15 protein-coding genes and 1 tRNA gene are annotated in these 15787 nt (G+C 62.6%); 12 read left to right on the forward strand and 4 right to left on the reverse strand.

Annotated elements, in window-relative coordinates; translation table 11 throughout:
* Nucleotides 1–32 precede the first annotated feature (32 nt).
* Genes clpS through ACWNZ3_RS02600 form a run of 3 tightly spaced genes read left to right on the forward strand, consistent with a single transcriptional unit; the run spans nucleotide 33 to nucleotide 2190 of the window.
* Complete coding sequence (clpS, locus tag ACWNZ3_RS02590; RefSeq protein ID WP_067294983.1) at nucleotides 33–374, forward strand: ATP-dependent Clp protease adapter ClpS; 342 nt, start codon at nucleotides 33–35, stop codon at nucleotides 372–374.
* Nucleotides 375–377: 3 nt separating this feature from the next.
* Nucleotides 378–1367 carry a class I SAM-dependent methyltransferase gene (locus tag ACWNZ3_RS02595; RefSeq protein ID WP_496901078.1) on the forward strand — a complete coding sequence of 330 codons (990 nt, stop codon included), beginning with the start codon at nucleotides 378–380 and terminating at the stop codon, nucleotides 1365–1367.
* A 22-nt stretch (nucleotides 1368–1389) separates the two neighbouring features.
* Nucleotides 1390–2190 carry an SDR family NAD(P)-dependent oxidoreductase gene (locus tag ACWNZ3_RS02600; protein WP_269364146.1) on the forward strand — a complete coding sequence of 267 codons (801 nt, stop codon included), beginning with the start codon at nucleotides 1390–1392 and terminating at the stop codon, nucleotides 2188–2190.
* 13 nt (nucleotides 2191–2203) lie between these two features.
* Here the strand turns inward: ACWNZ3_RS02600 and ACWNZ3_RS02605 are convergent, their stop codons facing one another.
* The 4 genes from ACWNZ3_RS02605 to ACWNZ3_RS02620 form a co-directional block, all read right to left on the reverse strand.
* Nucleotides 2204–2593, reverse strand: coding sequence for a DUF1304 domain-containing protein (locus ACWNZ3_RS02605; protein WP_496901079.1), 390 nt, complete (start codon nucleotides 2591–2593; stop codon nucleotides 2204–2206).
* Between the two features lie 157 nt (nucleotides 2594–2750).
* The gene (locus ACWNZ3_RS02610) at nucleotides 2751–3686 is read right to left on the reverse strand and encodes a fatty acid desaturase family protein (RefSeq protein WP_496901080.1); all 936 of its coding nucleotides are present in this window, start codon (nucleotides 3684–3686) and stop codon (nucleotides 2751–2753) included.
* A gap of 123 nt (nucleotides 3687–3809) precedes the next feature.
* A complete protein-coding gene (locus tag ACWNZ3_RS02615) occupies nucleotides 3810–4367 on the reverse strand; it encodes a fasciclin domain-containing protein (RefSeq protein WP_496901081.1) in 558 nt (185 codons plus the stop codon).
* Between the two features lie 95 nt (nucleotides 4368–4462).
* The gene (locus ACWNZ3_RS02620) at nucleotides 4463–5464 is read right to left on the reverse strand and encodes a phosphatase PAP2 family protein (RefSeq protein WP_496901082.1); all 1002 of its coding nucleotides are present in this window, start codon (nucleotides 5462–5464) and stop codon (nucleotides 4463–4465) included.
* A 190-nt stretch (nucleotides 5465–5654) separates the two neighbouring features.
* On the opposite strand from ACWNZ3_RS02620, the gene ACWNZ3_RS02625 reads away from it, so the two are divergent.
* From ACWNZ3_RS02625 to boxC, 9 genes are all read left to right on the forward strand, one after another.
* Nucleotides 5655–5731, forward strand: a tRNA-Met gene (locus tag ACWNZ3_RS02625).
* A 536-nt stretch (nucleotides 5732–6267) separates the two neighbouring features.
* Entirely contained in the window at nucleotides 6268–7299 is a 1032-nt protein-coding gene (locus tag ACWNZ3_RS02630; protein ID WP_269364152.1) for a TRAP transporter substrate-binding protein, read from the forward strand.
* Nucleotides 7300–7380: 81 nt separating this feature from the next.
* Nucleotides 7381–7962, forward strand: a complete 582-nt coding sequence (locus ACWNZ3_RS02635; RefSeq protein ID WP_269364154.1) for a TRAP transporter small permease — start codon at nucleotides 7381–7383, stop codon at nucleotides 7960–7962.
* Nucleotide 7963: 1 nt separating this feature from the next.
* On the forward strand, nucleotides 7964–9280 hold the full coding sequence (locus ACWNZ3_RS02640; RefSeq protein WP_114277429.1) for a TRAP transporter large permease: 1317 nt from the start codon (nucleotides 7964–7966) through the stop codon (nucleotides 9278–9280).
* A 16-nt stretch (nucleotides 9281–9296) separates the two neighbouring features.
* A complete protein-coding gene (locus ACWNZ3_RS02645; RefSeq protein ID WP_496901083.1) occupies nucleotides 9297–11114 on the forward strand; it encodes an AMP-binding protein in 1818 nt (605 codons plus the stop codon).
* Between the two features lie 73 nt (nucleotides 11115–11187).
* Nucleotides 11188–12726: a benzoate-CoA ligase family protein gene (locus tag ACWNZ3_RS02650; RefSeq protein ID WP_496901084.1), complete on the forward strand. Its 1539-nt coding sequence runs from the start codon at nucleotides 11188–11190 to the stop codon at nucleotides 12724–12726.
* Nucleotides 12726–13550 (forward strand): alpha/beta fold hydrolase, encoded by an 825-nt coding sequence (locus ACWNZ3_RS02655; RefSeq protein ID WP_274573153.1) that lies wholly within the window; start codon nucleotides 12726–12728, stop codon nucleotides 13548–13550. Before ACWNZ3_RS02650 ends, ACWNZ3_RS02655 begins: the two co-directional genes overlap by 1 nt.
* On the forward strand, nucleotides 13543–13992 hold the full coding sequence (locus ACWNZ3_RS02660) for a DUF309 domain-containing protein (RefSeq protein WP_496901085.1): 450 nt from the start codon (nucleotides 13543–13545) through the stop codon (nucleotides 13990–13992). Before ACWNZ3_RS02655 ends, ACWNZ3_RS02660 begins: the two co-directional genes overlap by 8 nt.
* 115 nt (nucleotides 13993–14107) lie before the next feature.
* The gene (gene boxC, locus ACWNZ3_RS02665; RefSeq protein WP_496901086.1) at nucleotides 14108–15766 is read left to right on the forward strand and encodes a 2,3-epoxybenzoyl-CoA dihydrolase; all 1659 of its coding nucleotides are present in this window, start codon (nucleotides 14108–14110) and stop codon (nucleotides 15764–15766) included.
* Nucleotides 15767–15787: the final 21 nt, after the last annotated feature.

The following is a 15787-nucleotide window of genomic DNA, read 5'->3' on the forward strand; positions in this document are numbered from 1 at the left end:
TCACCAACGCACAGCAACCTGTCGGAGCAGCAATGCGCCTTGAAGAACACATGATGGCGGACAAGTCGGACGATGACGGTCAGACCGATCTGCTGACCAAGACCAAGCCCAAGACAAAGCGGCCTCCGCTCTACAAGGTGTTGCTGCTGAATGACGACTTTACCCCGATGGAGTTTGTCGTGCATGTGCTGGAGCGGTTCTTTGGTCTGAACCATGCCCAGGCCTTCGAGATCATGCTGACGGTTCACAAGAAGGGCCTGGCCGTGGTGGGTGTGTTCAGCCACGAGATTGCAGAGACCAAGGTTGCGCAGGTGATGGATTTTGCCCGCAGGCATCAGCATCCGCTGCAATGCACCATGGAAAAAGAAGAATAGCGTGTGATTGACGCACGACTGGATCTGGCGCTGCAAGGCGGGCTCGACCTGCCTGAGCAAGGGCTGATCGCCGTATTTCACCCCAATGCAGAGGCCCGGCTGCCGGGTCTGGATCCTGACCGTTGCCATATCGTGCAGGACTTCAAGCCACTTTACGACAGCTGGGAGGCGCGCGGTTACAAGGCGATTCACATGATCGGCGACCGCTATGCCGCCGCGATTGTCTGTCTGCCCCGCGCCAAGGCCGAGGCGCGCGCGCTGATCGCCCGGGCCTGCGAGGCCTGCGACGGGATCGTGGTGATCGACGGGCAGAAGACCGATGGCATTGATTCCATTTTTCGCGAGATGAAAAAGCGTGTCACCGTGAATGGTCCGATTTCCAAGGCGCATGGCAAATTGTTCTGGATCGACCCTGCCGCCAAGGATTTCTTTGCCGACTGGCTGCAACTGCCCGCGCAGACGGCAGAGGGGTTCTGGACAGCGCCGGGCGTGTTCTCTGCCGATGGGGTCGATCTGGCATCGGCGCTTCTGGTTGATGCCTTGCCCGAGAAGCTGGGTGCCGAAGTGGCCGATCTGGGTGCAGGATGGGGGTTTCTGGCGGCCCATGTCCTGACACGGGAGAGCGTCCAGACCGTGCATCTGGTGGAGGCCGGGCACAGCGCGCTGGAATGCGCGCGGCACAACGTGACCGACGAGCGTGCCAAGTTCCATTGGGAAGACGCGACCAAATGGGCGCCGCCGCATCGGATGGACACAATCGTGATGAACCCGCCGTTCCATCAGGGCCGCGCAGCCGAGCCGCAGATCGGCCAGGCCTTTGTCGCGGCGGCGTCAAGACTGTTGCAACCCAATGGCAATCTGTGGATGGTTGCCAACCGTCACCTGCCTTATGAGGCCGAGTTGAAGAAGAACTTTGCCCATGTTGATGAACTGGGCGGCGATGCAAGGTTCAAGCTGTTCCATGCAGCCAAACCGACGCGCCAGCGGCGCTGAGCATATCTGAGAAGGGATAGCGATGTCTTTTTCGATTTCCGGCAAGACCGCAATTGTCACCGGCGCGGCCAATGGCATCGGCCTGTCGATTGCGCGGCATCTGGCGAATGCGGGTGCCAACGTGATGTGCGCCGATGCGGATGAAAAGATGCTGATGGATGAACTGGGCGATGAGCAGGAAGAGGGCAACATCCGCACCTTTGCCGGCGACCTGCGCCAGCGCCTGACCATCGCAAACCTGATTTCCGCAACCATAGATGCCTTTGACCAGGTGGATATTCTGGTCAATGCCTCGCGCCAGGTGATGACAACCGACGCGCTGGATGTGGAGGACACCTCTGTCGAAACCCTGCTGGATCAGAACCTGATGACGGCCCTGCACCTGACGCAGGCGGTGTCGCGGCGGATGATCAAACAGGCGGACCCTGAATCCAAGGCGCAGGTCGGTTCGATCATCAACCTCAGCTCTACCGCCTGCAAGCAGACCCGGCCGGAACTGATGGGCTATGCCATCGCCGCCTCTGCGGTGCAGCAGATGACCCGCTCGATGGCGCTGTCGCTGGCCCAGCACCGGATCAGGGTCAACGCGATTTCCTTTGGCAGCGTGATGAGCGCCTCGCTGCGCGCCGCCGTGGCCGAAAACCGCGAGTGGCGCGACAACATCCGCAACAACACGCCGCTGGGGCGCATCGCGTCACCGAACGAACTGTGTGAGGCGGTGCAGTTCCTGGCGGCGGAGAGTTCCGGTTTCATGACCGGAGAGATCATGGTGATCGACGGCGGGCGCACCCTGCTGGACGCGGTATCCGCCCCGGCGCATTGATCCGGTCGTCAGGTCACGACAGGGAAGACGGGCCTTGCTTCCTTGAGAGCACGAGCAACGCCAGGGCGATGCTGGCGGGCACGAATTGCGGAAGGCCGGATTTCACCGCAACAGTCACCGCGGCCCCGACCCCTGCAAGGGCAACGAAGGTCAGGAAACAGGCGGCAATTCTGAACTGCCATTTCTCCTCTTTGATCAGCAGAGACCAGACCAGCCCGGCCGCGAGAAAAGCGTTATAGAAGCCCTGGTTGGCGGCCATCTGGATGGTCGGTTCAAAAAGCTCGGGCGGCATCGAGGTAAACACTTTCGGGCCGCGCGACGTCCAGGCGAAGATCTCAAACCAGGCGATATAGAAGTGGAGTGCAGCGATGAGGCCCACGAGAACCAGTGCAATTTTCTTCATCTTCGTAACTCATCTGTTGCGGTGCTTGGGCCCGGGGCGGGGAAGCAGGTTGGTTGATTGAGGCCGCTCTATCATAGCCCCAGGTGGAAAGGGAGCCGTTTCAGCGCAGCGCCTGCACGGGCTGACAACCGACGATAGCGTCTTGATCGGAGCGGTTCTACCAACCGGCCTCTGCCAGCGCGCGACCATAGTTGGGCGAGATGCGCATGCGGTCCCCGATACCGGCATCGCAAAGCGCGCGGTGCAGGTCGGGCAGGCGCCAGCAGGGGACATGCATGACCATGTGATGTTCCAGGTGGTAATTCACCCAATAGGGCGCGAGCAGTGCACGGGCGATGGGGCCCGCGCGGGTGGTGCGGACGTTGCGCAGCGGGTCCTCCGACTGTTCCGTCGCGCCATGTTCCGCAATGTTGCGGATACGCAGGACCAGTTGAAACCAGGTGAAATAGGGCAGCAGCCAGAAGGCCAGACCGTACCACCATTGCCCGAGGATGCTCATCAACAGGGCAACGCCCAGAAAGACCAGGAGGGATTTCCACAGGTCCCGCGCCTTGAACGCCAGCGCGGCATCCTCGGTTGCTGCCGCGATTGCGTCGTCATCCCCGGCCAGCCGGAAGGACATGACAATCTGCCCGACCACCTGCCGAACCCCGGTCTGCCCGGTCAGGTCGCGGATGAACTTGCGCCGCAGGCTGGCGTGGCTTGTCGGGAACTTGGCGGAGAGGACCAGATCGGGGTCCTTTTCGGTCTGGGTATAACGGTGGTGGGTCAGGTGATAATGGCGGTAGCTGGAAAGCTCCGCCAGGATCGGGCGACCGCAGAGCCATTCGCCCGCGAATTCGTTGATCCTGCGGTTATTGAACAAGGCGTTATGCGCGGCGTCATGCATCAGGATGGCAAGGCCCAGCTGACGCGAGCCGATAAGCACGACCGCCAGCAGGAAGGTCAGCGGATTGGGCCAGAGGGCGAACAGGGCGACAGCGCCAAGGATCACGCCCCAGCAATGGACCACCAGCCAGGCGCCCATGGCGTCGGATCGGCCTGCCAGCCTGTGGATGGCGTCAGCATCCAGATATGCTTTGCCAGGTGTCATGAACCCATGCTGTGCCAGAGGCGTCGACAGGTCAAGCGTGCAAAATGCCCCGGCATTTCCCGCGCCAAAACCCCCGGGGTTTGCAGCCCGGGGGTCAGGTATTCAGCCGGTCAGTGCGGTGGCTTACTGCTTGGGCAGCATCACGCCGTCAATCACGTGGATCACGCCGTTCGACTGGTTCACATCCGCGATGGTCACGAAGGCACCGTTCTGGTTTTCATCGGTGATCAGCACACGGCCATCGTCAGCGATTGACGCGGTCAGCATGCAGCCGCCAACTGTGGGGACCATATGCTTGCCGCCATCTGCCGCGATCATGCCGGTCAGCGCTTCGGCTGTGACCTTGCCGGCAACAACGTGGCAGGTCAGTGTTTTTGTCAGCAGATCACGGTTGGCCGGTTCCAGCAAAGTGGTGACGGCACCGTCTTCAAGGCGTTCGAAGCCTTCGTTGGTGGGGGCAAAGACGGTAAAGGGGCCTTCGCCCGCCAGCGTCTCAACCAGACCTGCCGCCTTGACCGCGGCAACAAGCGTTGTGTGATCCGCCGAATTCACGGCGTTTTCGACGATGTTCTTGTCGGAGAACATTTCCGCGCCACCAACCATGGGATTTTCTGCAGCAAAAGCGGCGGTTGTCCCCAGGGCAATGGCAGAAGCGGCAAGTGTCATTTTCAGCGTATTCATTTTGTCTCCCAACATTAAAATCTGTGTCGTATGGGGGATCAACGAACGCCTGATGGCATTAGTTTCAAAAGTTTGGAAAGTTTTGAAATATTCCGTCAGAAAGTTGCGCCCGGGTCCGGCCGGGCTGATTTTTCTGGTACCGTCAGGCGGGCAAAGCCATAGGCGAGGGCAAAGGTGAGCAGCCCGCCGAGGACATCGCTGAAGTGGTGGCCGCCATGGGACAGGATCGCGGGAAGCATCGCGATATTGATCAGCAGCATCGGCCAGAAGATCACTGTCCCGGCAACAAAGCAGACCGCAAGACAGGCCATAACCGTGTGGTAGGACGGAAAGGCGATGGTTCCCATGATGATCTGTGGCGTGATCACGGCATTGCCGTTCTGCGCCATGTCGCGCAGCCGGGCACCTGCCTCCTGTCCGTGGATCAGCCCAAGGGCGCGTTCTGTTTCTGCAGGAAGCGTGACATAAGCCGAGGGGCCAAGGCTGGGCCAGAGCCACCAGAAGGCGACGGCCAGCAGCAGCGAAACCGTGCCGGTGATCAACACCCGGTAAAGCGCGACGGACCGGCCGAGGTAGCCCAGCATGAAGATCACCGCGAAAAGCTGCATCAGCGAACTGCCATAGACCCAGCCGATTGCACGGCCGATCACGGGATAGGCGGCAATGGCAGTGGTGAACCCCTGCCAATCGTACCCGAAGATCTGCGCATCCAGCCGCATCAGATCCGCGTCCAGCAGGGGCACCGTGATCGGAAAGCGCAGATAGATCAGGATCGTGATCACCCCGGAAAAGCCGATGTAGATGCCTGTGGCGATGGCGCAGACCGCGGCGCGGGGCATGTTTTTTGCGCTGCGGACATAGGCCCCCAACAGGATCAGCCCGGCACTCGGGGCAAAGCTGATCAGAAAGGCGTTCCAGGCAACGGCCTGGGCAAAGAGGACCGACAGAATCAGCGCAACGGCTCCGGTGGCGGCGATCAGCGCGATCAGGAACAGTTCCGGCCCGGCAAACCAGCGGCGCGGGTCGAGGGCGGCCAGCCCCGCCAGAGGGGCAAGGGGCCGGGCAGTGACGTAATCGGGGCTCATGTCGGTCGGCATCGGGCGCGGTTCACCTGCTTTTGGTCATCTCAGCAGGTGGGATAGGGGCAGTATCGGGCCAGATTGGGGCAGCGCCGGGGCAATTGAATGAGCTTTGTACCGGCCCGGCGCGCTGCGGCCCGGTTCGGGACAAAACAAGTTGGTTTTATGCTTGACGGGCGCGGTGGGCTGGCATAGTCCACGCGCTCATGGCGTTATAGCTCAGTTGGTTAGAGCGAACGACTCATAATCGTTAGGTCGGTGGTTCGAGTCCACCTAACGCCACCATATCCCCCTTTGTGCAGGCCGCCATAGTGCGGCAGTCACGGGGTTTGACCCGGCGCGGTGGATTTTCTGAAATCCCGTCAGCGGGTGCTGCCATGCGATACTGGCCCGAGGGGCAAACATTTCTGATCCAGACCAGACGTTGGACGTGCCATGGTTGCCTTCGCGGAACTTGCCGTCCCGTTGCTGCTTGGTCTGGCCAACTTCCCGCCCGACCTCCCGCCAGGAGGGCGATTTTGCACCCTTTGCCAAGCCATGACCGGCCCGCGGATTGAGACGTTCCTCTCCGCGTCAAAGCTCTGATCGCCCTCCAGGTCGGGCGCTGCCTTCCGGTGCCTGTTTCCCCCGGTCCAGGGCAGCCTGTCAGGAACTATAATGCCTAAATCGCCGCGCAATTGGCGATTTTGCTGAATTGGCCGACTTGGAGCCAAGCCTTTGTTGACGCCGATACGCTGGTATTGTCTGATCCAGTAGCATGCACAAAAGGCCATCGTCCGGTGATAAGGGCGAGGTCGGGAATCTTAATGGGAGAAGACCACATGATGTTTCGCAGAACGCTTCTGGGGGCAGCAGGTGCCGCACTGGCAACGGCGCTCACAGCAACCACCGCCATGGCGCAGGATGTCACCCTGCGCATGCACCAGTTCCTGCCGCCGCAGGCCAACGTGCCCAAGCTGGTACTCGATGTCTGGGCCGACAAGGTCGAAGAGGACAGCGCAGGCCGCATCAAGGTCGAGCGTTATCCGTCGATGCAACTGGGCGGCACCCCGCCCGAGCTGATGGACCAGGCCATCGACGGGGTTGCAGACATTGTCTGGACCGTGGTCGGCTATACGCCCGGCCGCTATCCGTCGACCGAAGTCTTTGAACTGCCCTTCATGGTCGACGACGCGCGCGCGGCATCCTCTGCCTATTGGCAGATGTTCGAAAAGCACATGAAGGACGGCGAATTCAAGGATGTGCACATCCTGGGCACATGGGTCCACGGCCCCGGTCTGATCCATGCCAACAAGGAAGTGCGCACACCCGCCGACATGGAAGGCATGAAGATCCGCGGCGGCTCGCGTCTGGTGAACCGTCTGCTGGAAATCACCGGTGCGACACCGGTCGGCATGCCGGTTCCGGCGATCCCCGAAGGTCTGTCCAAGGGTGTCATCGACGGCACCACGATCCCCTGGGAAGTCACCGCAGCACTGAAGGTGCCGGAGCTGGTCAAGAACCACACCGAATTCGACGGTGCGCTTTACACGCTGACCTTCGTGCTGGCGATGAACAAGGACCGCTATGAAAGCCTGCCCGATGATCTGAAAAAGGTGATCGACGACAACTCCGGTCTGGAGTTCTCGATCTTCGCGGGCGGCACCCAGGCGGATGCCGATGGCCCCGCCCGTCAGCTTGCCGTTGATCTGGGTAACAACATCGTCACGCTGAACGATGCGGAGACCCAGGTCTGGCGCGATGCGGCCCAGCCGATCTACGAGGAATGGGTTGCGGACATGCAGGACAAGGGCATCGACGGTCAGGCTCTGATCGACGAGGCGAAGTCGCTGATGGACGCCTACCAGCAGTAAAACGCCCGGCGTTTGACCGACCCGCAGCCTGCATGCTGCGGGTCGGTTTTTTGGCACTATTTTACCGAAAGGTTGTCGCGGATGCGCAATATTGTCCACGCCCTTGCACGCGTTACGGCGCTTTTGGGGGGCTTCGTTCTCTTGGCGCTGATTCTGCTGACCACGCTGTCGATTATCGGACGCTCGGTGAACAAGTTCCTGCATGCGGATTTCTTCGACAGGATGCTGACCGGGGTTTCGCAGTTTCTGCTCGATCTCGGGATCGGAGAGATCAACGGCAGCTATGAACTGCTGGAAGCCGGGGTTGCCTTTGCGATTTTTTCCTTTTTGCCGATCTGCCAGCTGCACGGTTCACATGCCACCGTCGACATTTTCACCGCGGCCCTGCCGGATGCCTTCAACCGCTGGCTGGCCGCGATCTGGGAGATCGTGCTGACAGCGGTCGTGATCCTGCTGATCTGGCGGCTTTTCGGCGGGTTGGAACGCTACTTCGGCAATGGCGAGACAACGCTGTTCCTGCAATTCCCGGTCTGGTGGGCCTATGCCTGCAGTTTTGCCGCCGGGGTGGTCGCCTGTATCGTGGCGGTCTATTGCGCCGCCCTGCGCCTGGCGGGGGCGCTTACCGGACGCGACCTGCTGCCAAACCAAGCGGAAGGGCACTGACATGAGCGGTCTTGAGCTGGGCTTCTGGTCCTTTCCCGTTCTGCTGATCATGGTCTTCCTGCGCGCGCCCATCGGGCTTGCCATGATGCTCTGCGGCTTTGGCGGCTGGTACTTCTTCATGGGCGGCAACCCGACACCGCTTCTGGCCAAGCTGAAGTCAGAAACCTACACGACCTTTTCCAGCTATTCGCTGAGCATCATCCCGATGTTCCTGCTGATGGGCCAGTTTGCCACCCTGTCGGGCATGTCGAGCGCGCTGTTCAAGGCGGCGGAATCCTTCCTCGGTCACCGCCGGGGCGGGGTCGCCATGGCGGCGGTCGGGGCCTGTGCAGGCTTTGGCGCGATCTGCGGCTCTTCCCTGGCCACGGCGGCGACCATGTCCAAGGTCGCCCTGCCGGAGCTGCGGCGCTACGGCTATTCGGGCGGTTTCTCCACCGCGACGCTGGCGGCGGGCGGGACGCTGGGCATCCTGATCCCGCCCTCGGTGATCCTGGTGATCTATGCGATCCTGACCGAACAGAACATTGCCAAGCTGTTCCTGGCAGCTTTCGTTCCCGGCATCCTTGCCGCCATCGGCTATATCATCACCATCTCGATCTATGTGCGCCTGAACCCCAGGGCGGCAGGCACGCGCCCCGCTGTTCCCATGGCCGAAAGGTTCCGGGCGCTGGCCGATACCTGGCCGGTGCTGGTGATCTTCTTCATCGTGGTCGGCGGCATCTACCTGGGCTGGTTCACCCCGACCGAAGGTTCTGCCATCGGCGCCGCAGGGACCGGGTTGGTCGCGCTGCTGTCGGGCAGCCTGAACTGGGCGGTGTTGCGCGACAGCCTGCTGGGCACGGCAAAGACCACCGCGATGATTTTTTTCATCGTGCTGGGGGCAGGGTTCTACAACGGGTTCCTGGCCCTGTCCGGCGTGCCGCAGTTCATGGCCGACTGGGTGGTGAACCAGGGCTTCAGCCCGCTTCTGGTGCTCTGCATCATCCTGCTGTTCTACCTGATCTTCGGCTGCCTGATGGACAGCCTGTCGATGATCCTGCTGACCGTGCCGATCTTTTTCCCGGTGGTCTCTGCCATGGATTTCGGGATGAGCCCGGAACATGTGGCGATCTGGTTCGGCATCCTGGTGCTGATCGTGGTGGAGGTAGGGCTGATCACGCCGCCGGTGGGGATGAACCTGTTCATCATCAACACGATGGACCGCGAAACCCCGATGACGGAAACCTACAAGGCGGTGATGTATTTTGTCGGCTCCGACATCCTGCGTGTCATCATCCTTGTTGCCTTCCCCGGCATCACCCTTTTCCTGTTGTCCTAGGGGAGGCCCCCTTGCCATGACGTCGCATCTGAACCTGAAACCGCATGATGTCACCTTGCAAGAGCGGGCGGATGGCAGCTTCCTGATGCGGTCGAACCTGCCGCTGGGGCCGGTCGCGCGGCGGACCGGTGACTGGCTGGATCATTGGGCGGCAAAAACACCCGATGCGGTGTTCCTGGCGGAACGCCAGGGGCAGGGCTGGCGCGAGGTGACCTATGCGCAGGCGCTGACCTGGGTCCGCGCCATCGCCAGCCATCTGGTGAAGCGCGACCTGGGCCTGGACAGGCCGATCATGATCCTGTCCGGCAATGGTGTGGATCACGGGTTGCTGACACTGGCGGCGCAATACGTGGGCATCCCCACGATCCCGGTGGCTGAACAATACAGCCTGATCCCTGCGGCCCACCCGCGCCTGTCCCATGCGGCGGCGCTGGCGCGGCCCGGTCTGGTCTTTGCCGCCGACGCCACGCAATACGCGGCGGCGCTTGCGCTGGACGACTTTGCCGGGGTCGAGGCGCTTTCCGCTGCGCCGGGTGACAGCGGGGCAACGGACCTTGCCGATCTGCTGGTGCCTTCAGGGGCCGACATCACCGCCGCCGCCGCAGCGGTGGGGCCGGAAACGCTGGCCAAGATCCTGCTGACCTCCGGGTCCACCTCGGCACCGAAGGGCGTGCTGACCACACATGGGATGCTGACCACCAACCAGGCACAGATCGCGGCCTGCCTGCCGTTCCTCTCTGCCCGCGCGCCGCGGATCGTGGACTGGCTGCCGTGGAACCATACCTTTGGCGGCTCCTATAATTTCAACCTCATGCTTGCCAATGGCGGCAGTCTTTATGTGGACGATGGCAAGCCAGCGCCGGGGCTGTTCGACCGCACGGTTGAAAACCTCGGGTTGATCCCGGGCACGATCAGCTTCAACGTGCCGGTAGGTTTTGCGCAGCTGGTGCGCGCCCTGGAGCAGGACGCGGCCCTGCGCGATACCTATTTTGCCGATCTCGACATGATCTTTTATGCTGGCGCCTCGCTGCCGCAGGACACCTGGGCGGCGCTGGAGCGTCTGGCGCTGGCGGCGGGCGGGAAGCTGCCGCTGATCACCACCTCCTGGGGCCTGACCGAAACCGCGCCCGGCTGCCTGATCAGCCATGAGCCGGCGAAAGGTGCCGGTATCGTTGGGGTCCCGATGCCCGGGATCGAGGTCAAGCTGGTGCCGGATGCCGACATGCGCTGCGACGTGCGTGTCCGGGGCGGCAGCATCACCCGCGGCTATCTGGACAACCCCGAAAAGACGGCCGAAGCCTTTGACGACGAGGGGTTCTTTATCACCGGCGATGCAATGCGGCTGGTGGACCCTGCGGATGCGAACCGGGGCCTGCGGTTTGACGGACGCCTGTCGGAAGATTTCAAGCTGACATCCGGCACCTGGGTGCGCGCGGCGAACCTGCGGCTTGATCTGCTGTCGGCCCTTGCCCCCTTTGCGCAGGATGTCGTGATTGCCGGCGAGGGGCGTGACGACGTGCGCGCCATGATCCTGCCGAACCGTGCCGCAATCGCAGCAAAGGGCTGGGAGGTTACCGAAGCGGCAGGCGTGCTCAAATGCGCCGCATTGGAGGCCGAACTGGCACAGCGCCTGACCGCGCTCGCCGCCACTGCGGCGGGCAGTGCCGGGCGGGTCTGTGCCGCCATCGTCCTGGCAGAACCCGCGTCGATGGCAGAGGGGGAGGCAACGGCGAAAGGCAACCTCAACTTCCCCCGCTTTTTGTCCCGCAGGGCCGCACTGGTGGCGCGTCTGTTTTGCCCGGAAACCCCGGATGTGATCCGCATCTTGCACTAAAGTGCAATTCTTCTCCGCATAGCTTGCGGCTGCGGCACTCAAGTGCACACTGCCTCTACCGTGGGAGGAAGAGATGCAGTCAATACAAGCGAATGCCGTTACCTATTTCGTGGACCGCCATATGGACGAGGGGCGGGGGGAGAAGATTGCCTATACCGAGGCTGAAACCGGGCGCAAACTGAGCTATGCGCAGATGGCGGCAGGGGCGGCCAAGGTCGCCGGGGCCCTGACCCATGCGGGCATCCGCCCCGAGGAACGCGCAGCGATGCTGGTGCTGGACCAGATCGAATTCCCGCAGATTTTCTGGGGCGCGATCAAGGCGGGAGTGGTGCCTGTCCCCCTCAACACCCTGCTGGCGACCCCTGTCTATGACGCGATCCTGCGCGATTCGCGCGCCGCAATCCTTTTCGTCTCGGCCCCCCTGTGGGAGGTGGTGGCCCCCGCCATCGCCGATAACCCCTGGTTGCGCCAGGTGGTGGTGATCGGCGATGCGCCCGAAGGCACCCAGGATTTTGCCGCTTTCACGGCAGATGCGCCACCGCAGGATACCCTGCCGGTCAGCAGCGACGCGGTTGCGTTCTGGCTATATTCCTCAGGCTCCACCGGTCAGCCAAAGGGCGTGGCCCATGTCCATTCCGCCCTGCGTGCCACCGCCGACACCTATGGCGCCGAAGTGCTGGGCATCCGCGAGGATGATGTGGTGCTCTCGGCGGCCAAGTTCTTTTTCGCCTATGGGCTGGGCAACGCCATGACCTTTCCCCTTTCGGTGGGGGCCAGCACGATCCTTTACACCGGCAGGCCGACTCCCCCCGGCATGCTGGAAACGATCGGGACCCACAAACCCACGATCTTTTGCGGGGTGCCAACCCTCTATGCGGCAATGGTTGCCCAGATGAACCGCGACGGCGCGCCAAAGGCCCCGCTGCGGGTCTGCATCTCGGCGGGCGAGGCGCTGCCGGAGGATGTTGGCATCCGCTGGGAAAAGCACACCGGGGTCGGCATTCTGGATGGGGTCGGCTCCACCGAGATGCTGCATATCTTCCTGTCCAACGCACCGGGCGACATCGTTTATGGCACCTCGGGCCGCGCGGTGCCGGGCTATGCCCTGCGGCTGGTCGACGAGAATGGCGAGGAGGTCGCGGCGGGCGGCATCGGCGAATTGCTGGTCAACGGTGCTTCGGCGGCAAATGGATACTGGAACCAGCGCGACAAGTCGCGCAGCACCTTCGAGGGGGTCTGGACCCGGACCGGCGACAAATACGAAAAACGCGCCGATGGGCGGCTGGTCTATTGCGGGCGCACCGATGACATGTTCAAGGTCTCGGGCATCTGGCTGTCCCCCTTCGAGGTTGAGGGCGCGCTGATCAGCCACCCGGCGGTGCTGGAGGCCGCGGTGGTGGCCAAACGCGATGCGGAAGGGCTGGAGAAACCACAGGCCTTTGTTGTTTTGCAGGCGGGGGAAGACCCGGAGGCGCTCCGCGAGGTGCTGAAGGACCATGTGAAAGAGAAAATCGGAAAGTGGAAATATCCGCGCTGGATCGAGGTGGTCGAAGAGCTACCTAAAACAGCGACGGGCAAGATCCAGCGTTTCAAGCTGAGAGAGGACTGTTGATGGCAATCGAATGGAGCGAGAAACCGGCTGACCGGATCACACTGGGGGGCTCTGCGCTGGAATACGGCTGCTGGGGCCCTGCGCCGGATCAGGCACCAACGCTGGTCATGCTGCATGAAGGCCTTGGTTCCATCGCGCAATGGCGCGACCTGCCCGCCCGTCTCGCGGCGGCGACGGGATTTGGTGTGCTGGCCTATGCGCGGGCGGGCTATGGCGGCTCCGACCCCGCGACGCTGCCGCGCCCGCTGAACTACATGTCGCTGGAGGCAGAGAATGTGCTGGGCCCGCTGCTGGATGCCGCCGGGATTGCCCAGGCGGTGCTGCTGGGCCATTCGGACGGTGCCACCATTGCCGCCATCTATGGCGGCTCCGTCTCCGACATGCGGGTGCGGGGGCTGGTGCTGATCGCGCCGCATTTCTTTGCCGAGGCAGAGGGGCTGACGGCCATCCGCGCGGCGGGAAAGGCGTACCGCGAGGGCACCCTGCGCAATCGTCTGTCAAAGTATCACCGCGATGTGGATTCCGCCTTCAACGGCTGGCACGACGCCTGGACGGACCCGGCTTTCGAGAGCTGGAATGTGGCCGATTGCATCGACCACCTGCGCATTCCCGTGCTGGCGATCCAGGGCCGGGAGGACCCTTACGGCACCCTTGCCCAGATCAGCGAGATCGAAGCGCGCATCTATTCCCCGCTGGAGACGCTGATCCTGGAGGGGTGTGGCCACGCGCCGCATCTTGAGTATCCCGAGCAGACAGAGGCGGCGATCGTCGAATTCTGCGCAAGGCTGCACCGGCTGGAGCGGGAAGAGGTCCGTATTGCCTGACGCGCCGGATGGTCCCGAACTGCCACCGCACGTCTATGTCCCCGGCGTGACGCGCCGCCACCCGGAAGGGTGGTTCGACAGGATAAAGGCCAGCGTGACCGATGAGGTCGCGGTCGCCGACCTGCACCACACGGCGGCCTGGCAGGCGGGGCGGGCCTATTTCGATGCGGGCTATTACTGGGAGTGTCACGAGGTGCTGGAGGCGGTCTGGATGCGCACGCCGGAAGGGTCGCAGGAGCGCGACATGACCCAGGCGCTGATCCAGCTGGCCAATGCGCGGCTCAAGATCACCATGCAACGGCCCCGCGCGGCCTGGCGGCTGTGCAACATGGTGGAGGGGCATCTGGCCCGCTGCGATGCAACAGCCAGGATTCTGGGGCTGGAGGTCGCAGAGGTCCGGCATTGGGTGGTGCAGACGCGAAAGACGCTGGAAACCACGTAGATATGCATAATACTGCAAAAACAGCGGCGAATTCTGGCAAGTTCACTGGTTTACCCGCAAGGGGATGGAATTATAATACACCAAAAGGTCCAGGCAGGCTGTGAAAGGATTACCCATGACCAAGATCATCGACTTTCAGACGGACCCGTCGAAATACCGGCACTGGAAAGTGACCTATGACGGCCCGGTGGCCCATCTGTTCATGGATGTGGATGAAAAGGGCGGGCTTTTCGACGGCTATGAGCTGAAGCTGAACAGCTACGATCTGGGCGTGGACATCGAACTGGCCGATGTGGTGCAGCGGATGCGGTTCGAACACCCGGAGGTCAAGGTGGTGGTGATGCAATCGGCCAAGGACAAGGTGTTCTGTGCCGGGGCCAACATCCGCATGCTGGGCGGTGCCGCGCACAGCCACAAGGTCAACTTCTGCAAATTCACCAATGAGACGCGCAACACCTATGAGGCGGCGCTGGCCGACAGCGGGCAGAACTACATCTGCGCGGTGAAAGGGGCCTGCGCGGGCGGCGGCTATGAACTGGCGCTGGCCTGCAACCACATCATGCTGACCGATGACAGCACGTCATCGGTTGCCCTGCCCGAAGTCCCGCTGCTGGCGGTGCTGCCGGGCACCGGCGGGCTGACCCGTGTGACCGACAAGCGCAAGGTGCGCCGGGATCTTGCGGATGTCTTCTGCTCCATCGAGGAAGGGGTGAAGGGCAAGCGCGCGGTCGAATGGCGTCTGGTGGACGAGGTATTTCCGAACTCCAGGTTCGACGAGGCGGTGCTGGAACGCGCCCGCGAACTGGCGGCCGCTTCCGACAAGGCGGATGTGGCCGAGGGCATCACGCTGACCCCGATCAGCCGCAGCTTTGCCGAGGATGGCGTCACCTATTCCACCGTCGAGGTCGCCCTGAACCGCAAGGGCGCGCGCGCCACGATAACCATCAAGGGCCCGGATGCGGATGCGCCTGCTGATATGGCGGCATTTACCGCCGAGGGGGCGGAAACCTGGCTGCTGCGCTGCGCGCGCGAGCTGGACGATGCGATCCTGCACCTGCGCAACAATGAAAAGGAACTGGGCCTGATCGAATTCCAGACCCAGGGAGACCCCGAAAAGGTCATGGCCCATGAGGCGCTGCTGCTGGGCAACAAGGATCACTGGCTGGCCAACGAGGTGCTGCAATACTGGAAACGCGTGCTCAAGCGGATCGACATGACCTCGCGGTCGCTGGTGGCGATCGTGGAACATGGGTCCTGCTTTGCCGGGCCGCTGGCCGAACTGCTCTGGGCGGTGGACCGCAGCTATATGATGCTTGAGGAATTCGACGGCGACAATCGCCACATGGCAGCCATCACCCTGTCCGAAGGCAATTTCGGCACTTACCCGATGGGCAATGACCTGACGCGGCTGCAAACGCGGTTCCTGGGCACGCCGGAGCAGGTGGAAAGCCTGCGGGGTTCCATCGGCGCGGCGCTGGAGGCCGATGAGGCCGAAGAACTGGGGCTGGTCACCTATGCCTATGACGACATCGACTGGGAGGACGAGGTGCGCCTGTTCATGGAAGAACGTGCCTCCTTCAGCCCCGATGCGATGACGGGGATGGAGGCGAACCTGCGCTTTGCCGGGCCGGAGACGATGGAAACCCGCATCTTTGGCCGGCTGACGGCCTGGCAGAACTGGATTTTCCAGCGCCCCAACGCGGTGGGCAAGGAAGGCGCGCTGCAACGCTATGGCACCGGCCAGCGCGGCGAATATGACATGGAACGTGTGTGAGATATCGGTGCGCATGAATGC

Source organism: Sulfitobacter sp. IGS-18 (genome assembly GCF_059628195.1).